At 43.3% G+C, this 17,865-nt stretch carries 18 protein-coding genes and 1 tRNA gene; 9 read left to right on the top strand and 10 right to left on the bottom strand.

Features of this window, described 5'->3' with window-relative positions; genetic code table 11:
- Window positions 1-386: 386 nt before the first annotated feature.
- From A9E74_RS14040 to A9E74_RS07710, 4 genes are all read left to right on the top strand, one after another.
- On the top strand, window positions 387-641 hold the full coding sequence (locus A9E74_RS14040) for a BON domain-containing protein (RefSeq protein ID WP_084002996.1): 255 nt from the start codon (window positions 387-389) through the stop codon (window positions 639-641).
- 22 nt (window positions 642-663) lie between these two features.
- Window positions 664-957 carry a BON domain-containing protein gene (locus A9E74_RS14045; protein ID WP_084002997.1) on the top strand — a complete coding sequence of 98 codons (294 nt, stop codon included), beginning with the start codon at window positions 664-666 and terminating at the stop codon, window positions 955-957.
- Window positions 958-964: 7 nt separating this feature from the next.
- Complete coding sequence (locus tag A9E74_RS07705) at window positions 965-1,426, top strand: DUF2383 domain-containing protein (RefSeq protein WP_136554055.1); 462 nt, start codon at window positions 965-967, stop codon at window positions 1,424-1,426.
- A 125-nt stretch (window positions 1,427-1,551) separates the two neighbouring features.
- Complete coding sequence (locus tag A9E74_RS07710) at window positions 1,552-2,901, top strand: sigma-54 interaction domain-containing protein (RefSeq protein WP_069296061.1); 1,350 nt, start codon at window positions 1,552-1,554, stop codon at window positions 2,899-2,901.
- Window positions 2,902-3,023: 122 nt separating this feature from the next.
- On the opposite strand, the gene A9E74_RS07715 is transcribed toward A9E74_RS07710, so the two are convergent.
- The 3 genes from A9E74_RS07715 to yihA form a co-directional block, all read right to left on the bottom strand.
- A tRNA-Arg gene (locus A9E74_RS07715) sits at window positions 3,024-3,100 on the bottom strand.
- Window positions 3,101-3,219: 119 nt separating this feature from the next.
- Window positions 3,220-5,727, bottom strand: a complete 2,508-nt coding sequence (locus A9E74_RS07720) for a glycogen/starch/alpha-glucan phosphorylase (RefSeq protein ID WP_069296062.1) — start codon at window positions 5,725-5,727, stop codon at window positions 3,220-3,222.
- A gap of 208 nt (window positions 5,728-5,935) precedes the next feature.
- Window positions 5,936-6,550 carry a ribosome biogenesis GTP-binding protein YihA/YsxC gene (gene yihA / locus A9E74_RS07725; protein WP_069296063.1) on the bottom strand — a complete coding sequence of 205 codons (615 nt, stop codon included), beginning with the start codon at window positions 6,548-6,550 and terminating at the stop codon, window positions 5,936-5,938.
- An 85-nt stretch (window positions 6,551-6,635) separates the two neighbouring features.
- On the opposite strand from yihA, the gene A9E74_RS07730 reads away from it, so the two are divergent.
- The 4 genes from A9E74_RS07730 (at window position 6,636) to A9E74_RS07745 (ending at window position 11,182) form a co-directional block, all read left to right on the top strand.
- Window positions 6,636-7,244: a c-type cytochrome gene (locus A9E74_RS07730; protein WP_069296064.1), complete on the top strand. Its 609-nt coding sequence runs from the start codon at window positions 6,636-6,638 to the stop codon at window positions 7,242-7,244.
- Window positions 7,245-7,318: 74 nt separating this feature from the next.
- On the top strand, window positions 7,319-9,325 hold the full coding sequence (locus A9E74_RS07735) for a cytochrome c biogenesis protein ResB (RefSeq protein WP_069296065.1): 2,007 nt from the start codon (window positions 7,319-7,321) through the stop codon (window positions 9,323-9,325).
- Window positions 9,326-9,368: 43 nt separating this feature from the next.
- Window positions 9,369-10,517, top strand: a complete 1,149-nt coding sequence (gene ccsB / locus A9E74_RS07740; protein ID WP_069296066.1) for a c-type cytochrome biogenesis protein CcsB — start codon at window positions 9,369-9,371, stop codon at window positions 10,515-10,517.
- 23 nt (window positions 10,518-10,540) lie between these two features.
- On the top strand, window positions 10,541-11,182 hold the full coding sequence (locus A9E74_RS07745; protein ID WP_069296067.1) for a thiol:disulfide interchange protein DsbA/DsbL: 642 nt from the start codon (window positions 10,541-10,543) through the stop codon (window positions 11,180-11,182).
- Between the two features lie 55 nt (window positions 11,183-11,237).
- On the opposite strand, the gene mltF is transcribed toward A9E74_RS07745, so the two are convergent.
- The 3 genes from mltF to waaA are packed head-to-tail and all read right to left on the bottom strand — an operon-like array spanning window position 11,238 to window position 14,398.
- Entirely contained in the window at window positions 11,238-12,707 is a 1,470-nt protein-coding gene (mltF, locus tag A9E74_RS07750) for a membrane-bound lytic murein transglycosylase MltF (RefSeq protein WP_425412313.1), read from the bottom strand.
- Between the two features lie 31 nt (window positions 12,708-12,738).
- Entirely contained in the window at window positions 12,739-13,188 is a 450-nt protein-coding gene (gene tadA, locus A9E74_RS07755; RefSeq protein ID WP_069296069.1) for a tRNA adenosine(34) deaminase TadA, read from the bottom strand.
- Window positions 13,175-14,398, bottom strand: a complete 1,224-nt coding sequence (waaA, locus tag A9E74_RS07760) for a lipid IV(A) 3-deoxy-D-manno-octulosonic acid transferase (RefSeq protein WP_245652105.1) — start codon at window positions 14,396-14,398, stop codon at window positions 13,175-13,177. Before waaA ends, tadA begins: the two co-directional genes overlap by 14 nt.
- 135 nt (window positions 14,399-14,533) lie before the next feature.
- Here waaA and lpxL point away from each other — a divergent pair, with 135 nt between their 5' ends.
- The gene (lpxL, locus tag A9E74_RS07765) at window positions 14,534-15,454 is read left to right on the top strand and encodes an LpxL/LpxP family Kdo(2)-lipid IV(A) lauroyl/palmitoleoyl acyltransferase (protein WP_069296071.1); all 921 of its coding nucleotides are present in this window, start codon (window positions 14,534-14,536) and stop codon (window positions 15,452-15,454) included.
- Here the strand turns inward: lpxL and A9E74_RS07770 are convergent.
- From A9E74_RS07770 to A9E74_RS07785, 4 genes are all read right to left on the bottom strand, one after another.
- Window positions 15,444-15,929: an acyloxyacyl hydrolase gene (locus tag A9E74_RS07770; RefSeq protein ID WP_069296072.1), complete on the bottom strand. Its 486-nt coding sequence runs from the start codon at window positions 15,927-15,929 to the stop codon at window positions 15,444-15,446. The two genes, lpxL and A9E74_RS07770, sit on opposite strands and share 11 nt — an antisense overlap.
- A gap of 123 nt (window positions 15,930-16,052) precedes the next feature.
- Window positions 16,053-16,442 (bottom strand): 30S ribosomal protein S9, encoded by a 390-nt coding sequence (gene rpsI / locus A9E74_RS07775; protein WP_014705972.1) that lies wholly within the window; start codon window positions 16,440-16,442, stop codon window positions 16,053-16,055.
- A gap of 12 nt (window positions 16,443-16,454) precedes the next feature.
- Window positions 16,455-16,883, bottom strand: coding sequence for a 50S ribosomal protein L13 (rplM, locus tag A9E74_RS07780; protein ID WP_014705973.1), 429 nt, complete (start codon window positions 16,881-16,883; stop codon window positions 16,455-16,457).
- An 86-nt stretch (window positions 16,884-16,969) separates the two neighbouring features.
- Window positions 16,970-17,767, bottom strand: coding sequence for an undecaprenyl-diphosphate phosphatase (locus A9E74_RS07785; protein WP_069296073.1), 798 nt, complete (start codon window positions 17,765-17,767; stop codon window positions 16,970-16,972).
- Between the last annotated feature and the right edge of the window lie 98 nt (window positions 17,768-17,865).

The raw sequence follows: 17,865 nt of genomic DNA on the forward strand, positions 1-17,865 counted from the left end.
GTGATTTGACGGATGATGAAGTTGAGCAAACCAAAGGTAATGCTCAGCAACTGGCTGGCTTATTACAAGAGCGTTATGGTCTGGCAAAAGATCAGGCCGAAAAAGAAATTGATGCACTTACCAAATAACAGGTTTTTAAAAGTGCTCAATTAAATTATTAGCGTTTGATAACGCTTATAACGAAACGAAGGCGCCGACGGGCGCCTTTTTTATTGTATTTAAGGATCCTCAAACATGAAATTTTTCCTGAAGACATTTGTAATTTCTACATGATTTATTAGTTCAATATGAGTGGTTTTGTTGTAAGTGTTTGATTAATATTTGTTTATCTGGTTGGCATGGTTATGGCAACAATAACTGTGTGACATCTTAAATTTAGGAGATAAATGATGAATTTTAAAAAGAATGCTTTAGCTGTTTTGACCATAACAACTTTAATGACAGCGCCTGTTATGGCCAATAATTCTTGGCAGGGTGAAGCAAAAGATGCTTGGTTAGATGGCAAGTTGGAGACGGCATTATTACTCAACACCCAGTTAAATAACTTTAATATTGATACTGATATTGATAATGGTGTAGCGGTATTAAGTGGGCAGGTAAAAAAACCAAACCCAAAAAGATTTAGCGGGCGAGATTGCTAAGAATATTGAAGGCATTACAGATGTGAAAAATAATCTCACTGTAGATGCAAACTATCGAAATGACGATTCAGCCGATAGTGATAATAAATCTTTCAGTCGTGCATGGCATGATATGACGGTGACTGCGGGTCTTAAAATGGAGTTTGCAGCGCATGATGAGCTTGAAGCTTCAGAGATCAGTGTTTCCACTGATAATGGTGTTGTCACTTTGAAAGGTAATGTGAAAAACGCTACTGAGAAAGATCTTGCAGTTGAAATGGCCAGAGGCTATGACAAGGTCGTGGACGTGAAAGATCAACTTGTCGTGGCAAACTGATCGTCACATGTTAAATAGCAGAGAACAACAGCTTATTCAGGAGTTGAAAAGTATCTGTGCAGATGGATACAGCTTCTACAATATGACCGCAAGGAAGGCGGTCAGTAGCGAGATAAGAATGTTGTTTCGTGAAATGGCTATGGTACGGGCTGAAATTGTTAATGATATTAACAAACGTTTTTCTGGATTAAAAAACTCAGAGCCTAGTACCACTGAGTTAGCTTTGACCATGCGAGCGATCTATAAGCTCGCATACGGAACATTTAGCGAGCTGATTAATAAAGAGCATCTCGCTGATTTAGAAATGATGGAAAAGCGATCATTAGAAATTTTTAAAATTTATGTAAGAAGAATGAATGATCGTCGAATTTCTTCATATTTAGCTGGTCACTTGGCAAATATTCAATTAAGTCAAGATCGTTTACAACGGTTGAAAAGCGAACAACCTCTGCAACGTCGAGTAAGTTGAAATTATTGGATCTGCTTGTAAAAAGAGGCTGGAAAATTATTTCCAGCCTCTTTTATCTAGGTTAAGAAACCCGCGGATAGCTAATGTTAGACTCAAAATCAATTACTAAATTGATAACGAGTCTTATGCCTAAATTACTACTAATCACGACCGATGATGTCCTGTCAGCGACATTGAGTCATCTACTTTCAGCATGCGACTTTAGTCTAATTCAGGTAGCCGATCTTAGCGATCATAGTTATCAAGCAGACTTGGTAATCTATGCGCCTCAACAAGCCACTGAAGCTGACTGTAAGTTATTCTCAACACATCCATTACAAAACACGGCAGATTGGATTTTATTAAGTGATGGCCTGCCGAATAAATGCTTGGACATGATGATGACTCAGGGAGTGGCTTATCATTTTCGACAGATGAAAGACTTTACACCCCTCGTCGAAATTGTCAGAGAGTTTGCTGAAGAATTTAAACATCTTAAAAAACAACGTAAAACTGCCACATTTACATCTACCCTTGACCAATATGGCTCGCTTTTAGGTTCTTCTGCGGTTATGCATAAGCTATATCGATTAATACGTCGTGTCAGCCAGACAGATGCGAATGTGTTTTTGATTGGTGAGAGTGGCTGTGGGAAAGAAGTTGCAGCCAGAACAATTCATGAACAAAGTGAGCGGGCCAGTGAACCCATGGTTTCTGTGAATTGCGCTGCGTTGGCTGCAGATTTGGTTGAAAGCGAATTGTTTGGCCATGAAAAAGGTGCTTTTACAGGTGCCGTTAATCAACATATCGGTTTCTTTGAACAAGGCGGAAAGGGGACCTTGTTATTAGATGAAATTACCGAGATGCCTTTGGCATTGCAAAGTAAATTACTTCGCGTTTTGGAAAGCGGTGAATTCAGACGCGTGGGTAGTGACGTCGTACGTCAGTCTCAAGTAAGGGTTATTGCAGCAACCAATCGAGAACCCGAAGAAGCCATTGAATCTGGTTTCCTTCGTGAAGATCTATATTTTCGTCTGGCACATTTCCCCATCAAAATTCCGCCATTACGCCATCGTGATAATGATGCTATCGAGTTGGCAAGACATTTCCTTGCATATCGTAATAAAGCAACAAATACCGGAAAAGTTTTTGCAGACGAAGTGCTGGATGTTTTTGCACAATACAGTTGGCCGGGCAATGTCAGGGAGCTTAAACATTGTGTAGAGCGAGCGCATATTCTGGCGGAAGATATGATTACAGTGGCCGAACTACCTGATTTTTCCAATATTCAGGTTACAAGTGAAAGCAGTGTTGGACCAGGCACATCTATCAAAGAAGCCGAAAAGAGCTTGATTATCTCAACCTTGAATGCATGCCAGCAAAATAAAACCCAAGCAGCAAAACAGCTTGGTATAACGGTTAAAACACTTTATAACAAACTTGAACTGTATGGGCAGGTTGAACCACCGCTTCAAACAAGATCAGAATCAAGTTAAGTCATAACCAAAGCGGAAGTTCAGCTTCGCGAAAATTTCATCGAAGTGACTATGTGAATTACAACCAACCTTGAGGGTTGGTTCATAGGTATAGGTATGGTGGAATTTTTAAACACTGAAAATGGTGCGCCTGACAGGAATTGAACCTGTGACCCTCGGTTTCGGAAACCGATACTCTATCCAACTGAGCTACAGGCGCATTGTGTTTGTGCTGACAGCGCGAATTATACGGACTTTACCAGTCTGAAACCACCGTAAAAAACACCCCGGTCTATAACGTCATTTCGTTTATAGGCCGGGGGATTAGTATATCTGCGATTAACTATCTGGGTGTGGTGCTATTTTTTCAAGTTTCCAGATATCCTGGTTGTATTCATCCATGGTACGGTCAGTTGAAAACTTACCGCTTTGTGCCGCATTAATAATGCTCATTGAAGTCCAGCGTTCTTTATCTAAATAAGCCTGTCCCGCAAGATGTTGTGCATCAATATAGCTGCGGAAATCAGCAACTGTCATCCAAGGATCATGTGGGCTGGTGAAGGCATGAATAATATTGTCAAAACAACCTGGCTCGAACTGATTGAAATGGCCACCTTTCAATAGATCCACCACCCGTTTCAAATCAGCATCATTTTCTATGATAGCTTGAGGGTTATAGCTTCCACGTTTTTCGGCAACTTCTTCTTCTGATAAACCAAACAGGAAGAAGTTGTCATCGCCCACTTCTTCACGGATCTCGATGTTAGCTCCATCCAGGGTACCAATGGTAATGGCACCGTTCATCATAAATTTCATATTGCCGGTACCAGATGCCTCTTTACCTGCTGTGGAAATTTGTTCGGATAAATCTGCTGCAGGACAGATAACTTCCATGACCGAGACTTGATAGTTAGGGAAAAAGACGACCTTAAGCCAATCGTTCGCATCGGGATCGTTATTCACAACTTCGGCTACATTATTAATGAGCTTGATAATTTGTTTTGCCATCAAGTAACCCGGAGCCGCCTTACCACCAAATAAGACACAGCGTTTAGGTAATCCTTCGGTATGACCACGTTTGATTTGATCATAGAGATGAATAACATGTAAAACATTTAGTAGCTGGCGTTTGTATTCATGAATCCGTTTTACTTGAATATCAAACATAGCTTCAGGATTGAAAGTTACTCCACAATCTTTTTCCACCAATGCTGCCAGACGTTTTTTATTTTCAAATTTGGCTTCATGCCAGGATTTTTGAAAATCTTTATCGTGAGCCAAAGGCGCTAAATTTTGCAATTCACTGAGGCGAGTGATCCATTTATCGCCGATAGTTTCAGTAATCAATTTGCTAAGCACAGGATTACACCAGGCCATCCAGCGACGTTGTGTAACACCATTAGTTTTGTTATTGAATTTTTCCGGCCACAATTGATAAAAATCTTCAAACAAACCTTTTTTCAGTAATTCTGAATGTAAGGCCGCAACGCCATTAACTGAAAAGCTGCCAACAATAGCCAAATGTGCCATACGAACTTGCTGCTGAGCACCTTCTTCAATAATCGACATACGTGCCAGACGCTCTTTATCGCCAGGCCAGTGATTGGCAACTTCTCGCAAGAAACGGGCGTTTATCTCGTAGATGATTTCCAATATACGCGGTAATAAACGACCAAACAGATTTGCCGGCCAACGTTCCAGTGCTTCAGGCAATAAAGTATGGTTGGTATAGGCCATAGTCGTAGAAGTAATTTTCCAAGCCTTGTCCCAACCCAATTGATGCTCATCCATCAGCAGACGCATTAATTCAGCAACAGCAACGGTCGGATGTGTGTCGTTTAGTTGAAATACATTCTTATCAGCAAAGTTTTCAAAATCTTCACCATGGGTGTTAACCCAGTAATCCAGAATATCCTGCAAGCTGGCTGACGCAAGAAAGTACTGTTGACGCAAACGTAATTCTTTGCCATTTTCACTGGCATCGTTTGGATAGAGCACCATACTGATATTTTCTGCTTCATTTTTAGCAGCTACGGCTTCGGTATAAGAGCCAGCATTAAAATCTTCCAGATTAAATTCATCGGTCGCAGCGGCTTTCCATAAACGCAAGCGATTCACGGTTCCGTTCTGATAACCGGGAATTGGTAAGTCGTATGGCACTGCCAGAACATCATTGGTATCAACCCACTGGATTTCCATTTGTCCGCTGGTGTTGCGACGTAATTCGGTATGTCCGCCAAATTTGACTCGCTGAGTGAACTCAGGACGTTCAAGCTCCCAAGGATTACCATCACGTAACCAGTGATCGGGCATTTCCTGTTGGCGACCATTTTCTATTTTTTGCTGAAACATGCCATATTCATAACGCAGTCCATAACCAGTAACCGGTAGTTGTAAGGTGGCACAACTATCAATAAAGCATGCGGCCAGCCTGCCTAGACCGCCGTTACCTAAACCTGCATCATGTTCAAACTCTGCAAGTTCTTCATATTCAAGCCCAAGATTGACCAAGGCTTTTTTCAATGGCTCTTCAATACCCAAATTTAATGCGGCATTGCCAGTGGCACGACCCATTAAAAATTCCATTGAGAGATAGTAGGCTTGTTTGCATTTTGATTCTGCATAGGTATGTTTGGTGTTTTTCATTCTTTCAAACAATCTATCCCGCAGTGTGTGCGCCATAGCTGAGTACAAGTAATGACCTGAAGCACAGCCCTTGTCCTGTCCCAGATAAATTCCAAAATAGCGTTTAAAATCTTCTGTTAAAGCGAGCGTGTTCATACCCAGTTTTGACGTCTGATAAAGTTCAGGCAAAGGGGTAGTAATCGCAGTATATCTTGGCGTCATAGCGGCAATCCTTGAATGGGCATCGTTATGGAAAAAAACAGGTTTAGGTGAGGGGCTTTGGCTGCGTTGCCATGAAACGGCTTTCAGCATAGAACTGAAGATGGTTTGGTAAGACCTCACCCATTGCAGTTAACGGTAGCAGAGAGTGGCGACATCTGCCATCACCTGAAGCATAAATTTTGTAATTTAATGGTGTTAGCAGATATTTCTATTGTTGTTCTGGCGTTGAAAGTTCAAACCATTCATCCAGAACCTGTATAGCTTCATCACGACCTTGATGATTTAAAGACGAAAATAATTGAACCGAAGCCACTAAACCTGCCTCTGATAATTCTTTGCGAACTTGTTGTAATGTATTGCCACCTGCTCCACGGCCCAGTTTATCTGATTTGGTCAGCAGAATATGGATCGGTAGTTCAGCTTGTTTTGCCCAGCCTAGCATTTGCAGGTCAAAGTTTTTTAACGGATGACGAATATCCATCATCAACATTAATCCGCGTAAAGATTGGCGCGTTTCCAGATATTTGCTTAAGGTTGCCTGCCATTTCAGCTTCATTTTTTCCGGGACTTTGGCATAACCGTAACCGGGAAGATCGACTAGCGCGCGCTCTTCATCCAGATGAAAAAAATTGATCATTTGTGTTCTTCCGGGTGTCTTACTAATGCGCGCTAAGGCTTTGATACCGGTGATAGTGTTGATAGCACTGGATTTCCCGGCATTAGACCTGCCCGCAAAAGCGACTTCGTATCCGGCGTCGGAGGGCAATTGAGACAATTGTGTCGCGCTGACAGTATAATGCGCGCTACGGTATAACTCTGACATGTCAGTCTTTCCAGGTGCAAAAAAGTGCCAATAAGAGTAGCATACCGGAAGTTTTGTATCCGAAAGTTAGTGTCTAGGAATTACAATGAAAAAAATTATTTCAGCGGTGGTGCTGGGTTTGGGAGTAACGAGTTCGCCACTTGGTTTAGCGGCAGGTGATGTCTCAGCCGGGAAGGCAAAATCAGCCGTATGTGCTGCCTGCCATGGCGCTGATGGTAACAGCCCATCAGATATGTATCCTAAACTGGCTGGACAACATGCCAGTTATCTCTACAAACAACTGGTCGAATTCAAAAGCGGTAAACGTGAAAATGCCATCATGGCGCCAATGGTTGCCGGTTTGTCTGAAGAAGATATGGCTGATTTAGCGGCATTTTATGCCAGCAAAGAAGCCACCCCAGGCGCGGTAAGTGAGGATTTGTTAGAACTTGGCAAACAGATTTATCGCGGTGGAAACAGTGAGTCTGGTGTACCAGCCTGCATGGCATGTCATGGACCAAACGGAAGCGGCATGCCTTCGGCGAAATGGCCGAAACTATCTGCTCAATATCGTGCCTATACAGAAGCGCAATTACATGCTTTTGCTAATGGGGAACGTCATAACGATCCTAACGGTATGATGCGTGATATTGCTTCTAAAATGACAGAGGAAGAGATCAAAGCGGTTGCCGCTTATGTATCCGGTCTGCATTAATTGCTGATGTTGCTCCGGTGCAATTATCTAAAATTGCACCGGAGTTAAAAATCAGCCCATTTTTGAGCAATTTCATGTCTGACGCCACAAAAAAAGGTCCATCCAGCCTGAGTTTTACTCGCCGTTTATTATTATTTATCGGCTCAATGGAATTGGCTATTACGCTCTTGCTGACATTGGCCATCGCCTCTGTTATCGGTACCGTTCTGCAGCAAAATCAACCTTATGCTGATTATGTCATCAAATTTGGACCTTACTGGTTTGATGTCTTCGATAAGCTCGGGCTCTATGATGTTTATAGTGCTTTGTGGTTTGTCGCCATCCTGGCGTTATTGGTTATTTCAACATCTGTCTGTGTTATCCGTCATTTTCCCGCTATGACCAAAGAGATGTGGCAACTGCGCACTAATGTGCAGAAAAAATCACTAAAAGCCATGCATCACAATGCTCAATGGCAATCAAATAATACCCTGCAAACCGTTGCCAATAATCTGCAACAGGAATTCAAAAATCTCGGCTTTCGCAGTCGGCAAACTGTCAAACAAGAAGATGCGATCCTAATTTCCGCCATGCGTGGCGGGATGAATCGTCTCGGCTACTTATTCACCCACATTGCGATTGTAGTCATATGTGTCGGTGGTTTATTTGACAGCAATATGCCGCTTAAGCTTGCAGAATGGCGCGGCGATATCAAAATTGAAACCCGCGATCTATCTATTCGTGAGATTCCGGCTGAGAGTCGGCTGGGAGAGGGCAATCAGGGATTTAGAGGTTCAGTTAGTATTCCGGAAGGTAAGGCGTCAGAAGTAGTTTTTTTACCAGTGCGTGACGGTTATTTGTTACAAGCTTTGCCGTTTCGTATTGAAGTTAAAGATTTCCGAATTGAACATTATCCAAACGGTCAACCGAAATCATTTGAGTCTGATTTAGTGATTCACGATGATGAGTTGGATGCGCCTATGGAAGCAACTATCGCAGTAAATCATCCTTTGATTTATCGTGGCCATGCTATTTATCAAGCCAGTTTCAGTGATGGCGGTTCAATATTAAGTCTTGATGCCTGGCCATTAGATAGTCGAGCTGGTACCGAGCCCGTGTCTATCCAGACCAAAGTATTTGAAAATCGGCAAATGCTGTGGGGTGAGGAAAGCATGCAGCTGGAAATGATTGATTTCCGCCCATTCAATATCAACCCGGATCCCACTGAAGACGATTCGCGAAATGTTCGTGACTTTGGCCCGAACTTTACGTTCAAGTTGCGTACTCAGACAGGCGAAGCCAGGGAATATGAAAACTATATGTTTCCTGTAGAACGTGATGGTCGCGAGTACTTTTTAAGTGGTGTGCGGAATACTCCGTCCGAGTCTTTTGCTTATCTCTATTTACCTGTTGATGAAGATGGCAGCCTGAATCGTTTCCTGCAATATTCAGCTCTGCTTCGAGATCAGCAATTAGTATCGAGTATTGCTAATTCGATGATGATTGAGGCGCTGGCTATGTTGCCGGAGCGAGACGAATCGCTGGAAGAGAGTTTGCAACAAACTCTGGAAACCCTTATTAAAATGTTTGTGCGTGGTGGTTTTGATGAGGTCAGGGACTTTATTGACAACAATCTTCCGGATGCAGAACGTGACAATTTGGCGCCTGCTTATCTAGGAATGTTACGAGAAATGCTGGCGCGGATTTATTTCAGCATGGATGGAATTGATGCTGAAACAGTCAGCAATGAACAATTACTGTTTTTACAGGATACGGTCGATAGCATTGGTACCTTGTCGCGTTATGGCTCGCCGGTATTTTTACATTTGACCGATTTTGAACATATCCAATCAACAGGCCTGCAAATTGCTAAAGCGCCTGGCAAAAATGTGGTGTATTTCGGCTGCGCCTTGTTAGTAATTGGTATTTTTCTCTTGTTCTACCTTCCTCAAAGACGATTTTGGGCATGGCTTGAACAGGAGAACGGTCAAACCAACATTATTCTGGCGGGTTCAACCAATCGAAACGCACGAGAATTTGATACATTTTTCAACGAGCAAAGAACACAGCTGGCGGCTAAAACGGGGAACTCCAACCTTTAGCCAGGTTCATAAATGAAAGCGCGATAAAGAGTATGAGAAACCTATGACAACAAATACTGAAATAATGACAAAACCTGCTGCCCATACTTGGTGGTGGTACGGCCTTTTATTACTGGCAACCATAGGTATTTTGACGGTTTACCAAGAAGTGCTGGATGTTTATGAAGTTTCCATTCTAATTTTTACCGCTATCAGTATGGCAATGGTGGGTAATAAATGGCCCGGTTTTAGAGGACACTCAATTGCTGTTGCGATATTAAGTTTAATTGCTTTGCAACTGTATGGAAGCGATCTGGGTGCCGCTGAAACCAATGGCGTTCTCAAATACATGCTGGCCAGTCAATCTGCAATCATGTGGATGAGTGTGTTTTTCATTGCCGCAACCTTCACTTATTTTGGCGGATTGATTTTCCGTTCCAGTTATACCGAAAAAGTTGGTAGTGCCTTTACCTGGATAGCAACTACATTTGGTATGACCGGTCTGATGGTACGTTGGCGTGAGACCCATATGATGGGGGCTGATATTGGTTATATTCCGGTCAGCAACCTGTATGAAGTCTTTATCCTGTTTGCCGTTGTAACTGCACTGATTTATTTATTTTACGAACGTCGCTATCAAGTCCGTAGTTTGGGTGGTTTTGTTTTATTGGTCATTTCCGCTGCCGTTATTTTCCAACTCTGGTATGCGTTTGAACGCAATGCGCATGAAATTCAGCCATTGGTTCCTGCACTGCAGAGTTATTGGATGAAAATTCATGTACCGGCAAATTTCATCGGTTACGGTGCATTTGCTATGGCTGCCATGATCGGAATCGCTTATTTGCTGGTCAGTTGGCGAGCTAACAAGAATCCTGACAGTGGCTTGGTTAAAGCTATGCCACCACTGACCATGATGGATGACTTAATGTATAAAAGCATTGCCTTGGGCTTTGCCTTTTTTACCGTGGCAACCATACTTGGCGCCTTGTGGGCAGCAGAAGCTTGGGGTGGCTACTGGTCATGGGATCCAAAAGAAACCTGGGCGTTGATTGTCTGGTTAAACTACGCTGCCTGGTTACATATGCGTATGACAAAAGGCTGGAATGGTGTACCGATGGCCTGGTGGGCAATTGTCGGGTTGTTTGTGACCTTATTTGCCTTTTTAGGTGTCAATATGTTTCTGTCCGGTCTTCATTCTTACGGCAGTTTGTAATTTTAAAATTTAAGGATATTTAAATGACAAGATCATTCCGCGCTCTGTTACTGACCACAGCAGCTTTGCTGGTGCCATTTTCTGTGTCAGCAGACTCAGCAAAATACAAAGAAGGTGAGCATTATGAGCCTACCTCTCAGCGTATGGCAAAAAACACTTCCGGTGAACAGATTGAAGTCATGGAATTATTTTCTTATTCCTGTCCGCATTGCTTTACCTTAGATTCACAAATTATGCAGTGGAAAGAAACCTTGCCTGAGAATGTTAAATTTACTCAGGTACCGGCTATTTTTCGTGATAGCTGGTTGCAACTGGCAAGAGTTTTTTATGCGTCACAAGTGACAGGGGATTTTGAGAAACTGCATAAAGCCTTATTTAATGCCATTCATATTGATAAACGTCGTTTGGATACAGAAGAGCGTTTATTGGATTTTGTTGCTGAGCAAGGTATTGATCGTGACAAATTCCTGGAAACTATGAATTCATTTACCGTTAAAACCAATGTGAAAAAAGCTCTGGTGATCAGCCAAACGGCAGGTGTAAGCGGCGTACCTTCAATCATCGTTGATGGGCGATATCATACCGATGCTCCTAAAGCCGGCAGCATGACTGAAATGTTAAATGTCGTTGAGCATTTGATTGAAAAAATTGAAGCAGAAAAATAAAGCGCTTTAGAATTAAAAAAGCCGGTTAGTTAATTAACCGGCTTTTTTTTGCCTTTTATAAGGCTGCTGGCAGTGTCTGATTGGGTTCTGCCGGCGGTGTGGTCGAGTTTCGGTTGACCTCATCATGGTGCAGCATGATATCGTAGTAACGCCTGATATTACCGACAAAACGTACAGGTTCTCCACCACGGGCATAACCATAACGAGTCTGACTAAACCACTGTTGTTTTGCCAGTAACGGCAAATTTTCACGAACATCGGCCCAGCGATCTGGATTACCGCCATTTTTTTCGGTAAGGATCCTAGCATCTTCCAGATGACCCAGACCAATATTATAGGCTGCCAAAGCCAGCCAGGTTCGATCCGGTTCGGCAATACGCTCAGGCAAACGGTTCTTTATAATGGTCAAATAGGCCGTACCAGCAAAGATACTTTGCTCAGGATCTTCCCGATCAGTAACCCCCATTTCATTGGCGGTGGCCTGAGTGAGCATCATTAAGCCCCGAACACCGGTACTGGAAACAGCTTCCGGATTCCAGTGTGATTCTTGATAGGCCATAGCCGCCAGTAATCGCCAATCATAACCATAGGCTAATGCGGCCGCTTTAAACATCGATTCGTATTGAGGCAGGTGCGTTTGGATTCGGCGATGAATGGCGCGGGAATCGACATAGTCAAAACGACGGATATGACCGAAATAGGTTTCAATCAATTGATCCAGATAGCCTGTGTTTTCAATTTCTTCAAAAAAAGCTGTTACCGCGAGTTGTAAACTCATATCCTCACTGCGGCGCATTCCCCAGGCAAGAGGTTGAGGATCCGAAACATCAAAAGCGACACGTAATTCGGGATATAGACCATGACTGGCCGACATCTCATTAGAATCAACAATGGTGTAATCAATTAATTCAAGTTGAACCAGCTGTAATAGGCCACTTGAATCGATAGATTGATTTTCTGTCCATGAGAGTAGTGGAATTTCTTGTTGCAATAAGGCGAGCTGTTCAGCATGGCTGCTATTGGCAAGAATCTCTAACTGACCGCTGCTGATTTCAGTAATATCACGGGGTTTAGGGCTGCCGTGACGATAAATTAATTGTTGAGTCACTTCATGATAAATCGGCCCAAAACGTAACCGGTTTTGCCTTGCTCGGGTAATGGTTAATCCAGCCGCAGCGATATCTGCCTGACCATTCTCAATCATATCCAAAGTTTTACTGAGTGTATTGGGAACCGTTACTTTGAGTTCAACCCCCAGATAATCTGCAAAAGCTTGTGCCAGATCGAACTCAAATCCTGCAAGCTGACCAGAGTTAGTGTAATAACTGGTTAAACCATAACGGCTGACGACTCGCAGTTCGCCGCGTTCCAGAATCTGTTCAAGTTGATTACTGGAAGTGCTGCAAGCGTTTAATATGCAGAGCATGAGAATGAGAAAAAATAGCTTTTTCAAAACATCACTACTGTCAGTAGGGCACAAAATTATGCTACATAAGTATTGGTTTGCACACCTTAATTTCCCCAAATTCGGCGGTAAACATTAGTAAATGTGATGTTTATCGCTTAGATCGGAAAAAAGTTTTAAGTATTGCACTACTTTCGTCAGCTAACAGTCCGCCCTCACATTTAACGCGGTGATTCAGTTGTGGAGTATTGAAAACATTAAAACAACTACCGGCAGCGCCGGTTTTAGGCTCAGCTGCAGCAAATACCACTCGCTCAATTCGCGCATGCACAATGGCTCCAGCACACATGATGCAGGGTTCTAATGTGATATACATTGTGGCGTTAGGTAGTCGATAGTTCTGTTGCTGCAAACAGGCTGCACGCAAAGCAATAATTTCGGCATGTGCTGTCGGATCATGTTGGCTGATGGGTTGATTCCATCCAGAGCCGATAATCTGATCGTCTAATACAATGATTGCGCCAACGGGTACTTCTCCCAGTTGCTCAGCTTGCTGCGCCAGCAACAAAGCCTGACGCATCCAGTCTTCATCGCTTAGCATGACTGATATAAATATCAATAAGGTTAAGCAGGCGCTGACTTGCCCCCTTACTTTGTTCAATTAATTGCCGACCTGCATCACCCATTTCGGCTCGACGTTGCGGCGCTGTTAATAAATCAATCACAGTATCGGCTAATTGCTCAGCATTTTTTACTTCAATAGCGGCATGATGCTCCACAAACTGTTTGGTGACTTCAAGAAAGTTAAAATAATGCGGCCCGATAATGACGGGTCTGGAAAGCGCTGCCGGTTCTAATAGGTTATGACCACCATGAGCAACCAAGCTGCCCCCGACAAAGGCTACATCAGCGGTTCCATAAAAGGTGGACAGCTCACCCATGGAATCGACAACTAAGGCCTGAACTTGGCTGTTACAAGGCTTACCTTCACTTCTACGCAGTGTGTTTAATCCTGAGCGTCGACATAAAGCTGCAACTCGGTCAAAACGTTCAGGATGGCGGGGTACGATAATCAATAATAAATCACGAAACTGCCCGCGAATTTTGCGAGCCGCATCTATAATCTGTTCTTCTTCACCTTCATGGGTGCTGGCAGCAATAAATACCGGCCGATTACCCCATAAAGCACGAATAGCTTCGGCTCGTTCAATAGCACTGGCGGGTAGGGTGATTTCATACTTCAGATTGCCAACAACATGTACTTTTTCTTTCGCGGCACCCAATTGTATAAATCGTTCACGATCGCTATGAGTTTGCGTAGCAATCAATGGCAAGCTTTGTAGCATTTGTCCTGCCAGCTTGCTTACTTTCTGATAACCACGTGCACTGCGTGCAGATAATCGTGCATTTGCGATGACCAAAGGTATGGACTGTTTTGCACATTCCATGATCAAGTTTGGCCAAAGCTCTGTTTCCATAATGACGCCAAATTGAGGGCGCATTGCTTTCAAGAATCGTTTCACAGCAAAAGGGAGGTCATATGGCAGGTAGACATGCATTACCTTATCAGCAAACAGCATTTTCACCCGTGCACTTCCGGTCGGTGTCATGGTGGTGATAAGAATTTTGTGTGCAGGATAACGTTGTTGTAAACCTTGAATCAAAGGTCTGCAGGCTTCAGCTTCGCCTACCGATACGGCGTGAACCCAGATGAGTTTTTGTGTAGATGTACGCGATTTAATAAATCCGAAACGCTCATTCCAGCGTTTAAAGTAATCCGGTGCTTTAAATCCTCGCCAGATTAATCGCATTAGAATAAGTGGCGTAGCAAGATAGAATAAAATTGAGTAAAAAACTTTCAAATTGGTCTCACTGCAGGGAGTTTTTTAAGCTTAAATTGAGTTGGGATGATAGCATAGACGCTGTTTTGTATTGTTAATGCCGCGATGAAAATTCTCAGTAAAAAATTCCTTCACCCTCGATTCTGGCCTAATTGGCTTGGCTTGCTGCTTATGCGACTTTCGATTTATTTGCCAAAATCATGGCAACTTTTTGCTGGTCGCAACTTAGGGCGCTTGATGCGATTATTTATGAAAGATCGCGAGCGAGTCGCCAAACGGAATCTTGAATTATGTTTTCCTGATATGCCATCAAGCGAACGCGAAAGTTTACTTAGAGAAAATATGTTGACGATGGGCATGATGCCGATTGAAACCGCTGTGAGTTGGTGGGCCAGTGATAAAAGTCTGCAAAAACGCGTTGAATACCATGGTCTTGAACATATTCAAAATGCATTGGCAAAGGGCAAGGGTGTGCTGTTATTAACAGGACACTTTACCAGTATGGAGTTAGGTGGACGGCTGATCATGTTGAAGCAGCCGTGCTATGTCATGTTTCGAGAACTGAAAAGTCCGCTCTTCAATGCGGTAATGCTAGTTCAACGCGAACGCCATAGTGAAGGCACAGTGTTACAGGCGGATATGCGAGGCATGTTACGAGCTTTAAAGAAAAATAAGGTTGTATGGTATGCCCCGGATCAAGATTTTGGCCGTAGAACCAGTGTGTTTGCGAAATTTTTTGGTATTAATGCGGCGACTATCCCGGCGACGGCACGACTTGCCAAAATGAGTGGGGCAGCCATTGTGCCTTATGTGCCGAGGCGCTTGGCTAATGGCAACTATTCAATTGATATCGGGCCTGCATGGGAGAATTACCCAATTGGCGATGACTTGGCAGATGCGCAGAGAGTCAATGATTGGGTCGAAGCGGAAATAAAAAAATCGCCGGCGCAATACTTGTGGATGCATCGGCGATTTAAAACGCAGCCTGAGGGCAAAGGTTTATTTTATAAAAAACTCAGCGATTAAACGGTGAAAAAGTGTAGCTCAGGATCAATGATTCTGAACCAGGATTGTTTTTGGCGAGATTGGCATTAGACATATGATAGAGCGTTAATGCCAGACGGGAACCTGGAGCTACCCGGTAACCAAGCTCAATGCCTGAACGAAATAAAAAGCCGCTACCCAGATCCTGACCATCTCCATCCTCATAACCCACTACGGCGAGCTGAGGAGTTAAAATCCATCTCTCACCGAGATTGATATCGTATCGGCCGCCAGCATGAGCCCAATAGCCACCATCGGTATTCGCGCTGACACCTACAGCAGGAATGATGTTGAAAAAGGATTCTTGTGATGCAAAACGATATTCAATGCCCAACTCTAGTGAGCTGTCTTCAAAAACTTCAAAACTACCTGCTGAGATAGCGATTTCTGGGGATTGCGCTTGAACGCTGAAGCAGGTCAGTAATCCAATCAGTCCAATAATGCCCTGTATTCTCATCTCTCTTATCCTTTTTATAGTCTAACAAAATCAGTCTATTAGATAACATGATTCAAGCTGTTTGTGAAGTTTTAAACAAAAAAAACCACCCGAAGGTGGTTTTTTTGTTCTGAAAACGTCGTATTAACGTTTTGAGAATTGTGGTTTCTTACGTGCTTTATGCAGACCGATTTTCTTACGTTCAACGGCACGAGCATCACGAGTAATGAACCCTGCGCTACGTAAGTCAGTTTTCAGTTCGCTGTTGTATTCAACTAATGCGCGGCTGATACCATGACGAATCGCACCAGCTTGACCGTTATTACCACCACCACGAACGGTGATTTTCAGGTCGACTTTATCTAGCATTTCAACTAGTTCAAGTGGCTGACGAACAACCATGCGAGATGTTTCACGACCGAAGTAATCTTCAAGGCTGCGAGTGTTGATGGTAATGTTGCCGCTGCCTGGCTTCATGAATACACGAGCGGTTGAGCTTTTGCGGCGGCCTGTAGCGTAGTAAGAATCTGCCATGACGTTATCCGATTAAATTTCGAGCATTTTAGGTTGTTGAGCTGCGTGTGGATGTTCAGTACCAGCATAAACTTTCAGTTTGCTGAACATAGCACGGCCCAAAGGATTTTTAGGCAACATGCCTTTCACTGCTGTCTGGATAACACGCTCAGGCGCTTTGTCCAGTTGTTTTTCCAGCGAGATAGATTTGATACCACCGATGTGACCAGTGTGGTGATAGTAAATTTTATCTTTCATTTTGTTGCCAGATACACGCAGTTTTTCAGCGTTCACAACAACAATGTAATCGCCAGTATCAACGTGAGGTGTATAGATAGCTTTGTGTTTGCCGCGCAGACGGCGAGCGATTTCTGTTGCCATACGGCCCAGAGTTTTGCCATCGGCATCAATTACGAACCAGTCGCGACGAACTTCTGCTGGTTTTGCACTTAAGGTTTTCATTCCGCGGGGTGCTCCTGAAAATATACGCATGCGGTCAAATAAAGAGGGAGAATGTTACGGATTCGAGCAAAGTATGTCAACTGCAATTAACTAAATATAAACAGCAGGATGCCACCAAGTGCTAAGCGGTAAATGACAAAAGGCCACATACCTATCCGTTCAAGTAATTTCAGAAACAAAAAGATACAAAGATATGCACTAATCGCAGAAAAAATAGCACCTGCAGTTAAAGCAAACCAATCCGTAGCTTGATCCGCTTCAATTAGTTTGATTGTTTCCAAACTACCGGCAAGAAAAATTACTGGTATTGATAATAAAAAGGAGAATCTGGCAGCGGCTTCCCGTGTCAAACCCAACATCAACGCTGCGGTCATAGTAACACCTGAGCGTGAAGTACCGGGAATTAATGCTAATGCCTGAACTACACCGATAATGAGAATATCTTTCCAGCTCATTTGTTGTTCAGTGCGATCTCGTTTGCCTTGCCAGTCTGCAAAGCCTAATAACAGGCCGAATATAATAGTAGTGGCGGCTATGACCAGCGGACTGCGTAGGAATAATTCTATGAAGTCGCCTAAAAACAATCCGGCAAGGCCAACCGGAATGGTGCCAAGAATTACTGCCCAGGCTAATTTACTTTCACCTACGGTTTGTCTTTGTTGCAGTGAGCGAAACCAGTCTGCGATAAGTTGTCTGATAGTGGCGCGAAAATAAAAAATGACCGCAGCCAATGTACCAACATGCACAGCAACGTCAAAAGCCAGTCCCTGATCTTCCCAACCGGCAATAATCGGTAGCAGTATTAAATGAGCGGAGCTTGAAATGGGCAGGAATTCAGTCAGGCCCTGTAACAGGGCAAGTGCAACAATTTGTATAATTTCCATATTTTTCTCGTTAACTGCCACTTCCGGCAAAAGGCTCACTATAAATGGGTCTTATAATAGCGGGCTTCGTGTTAAAATCTGCGATTAAATTCACTTCT

The organism is Methylophaga muralis, assembly GCF_001720165.1.
In the GTDB taxonomy this organism is placed as follows: Bacteria; Pseudomonadota; Gammaproteobacteria; order Nitrosococcales; family Methylophagaceae; genus Methylophaga; species Methylophaga muralis.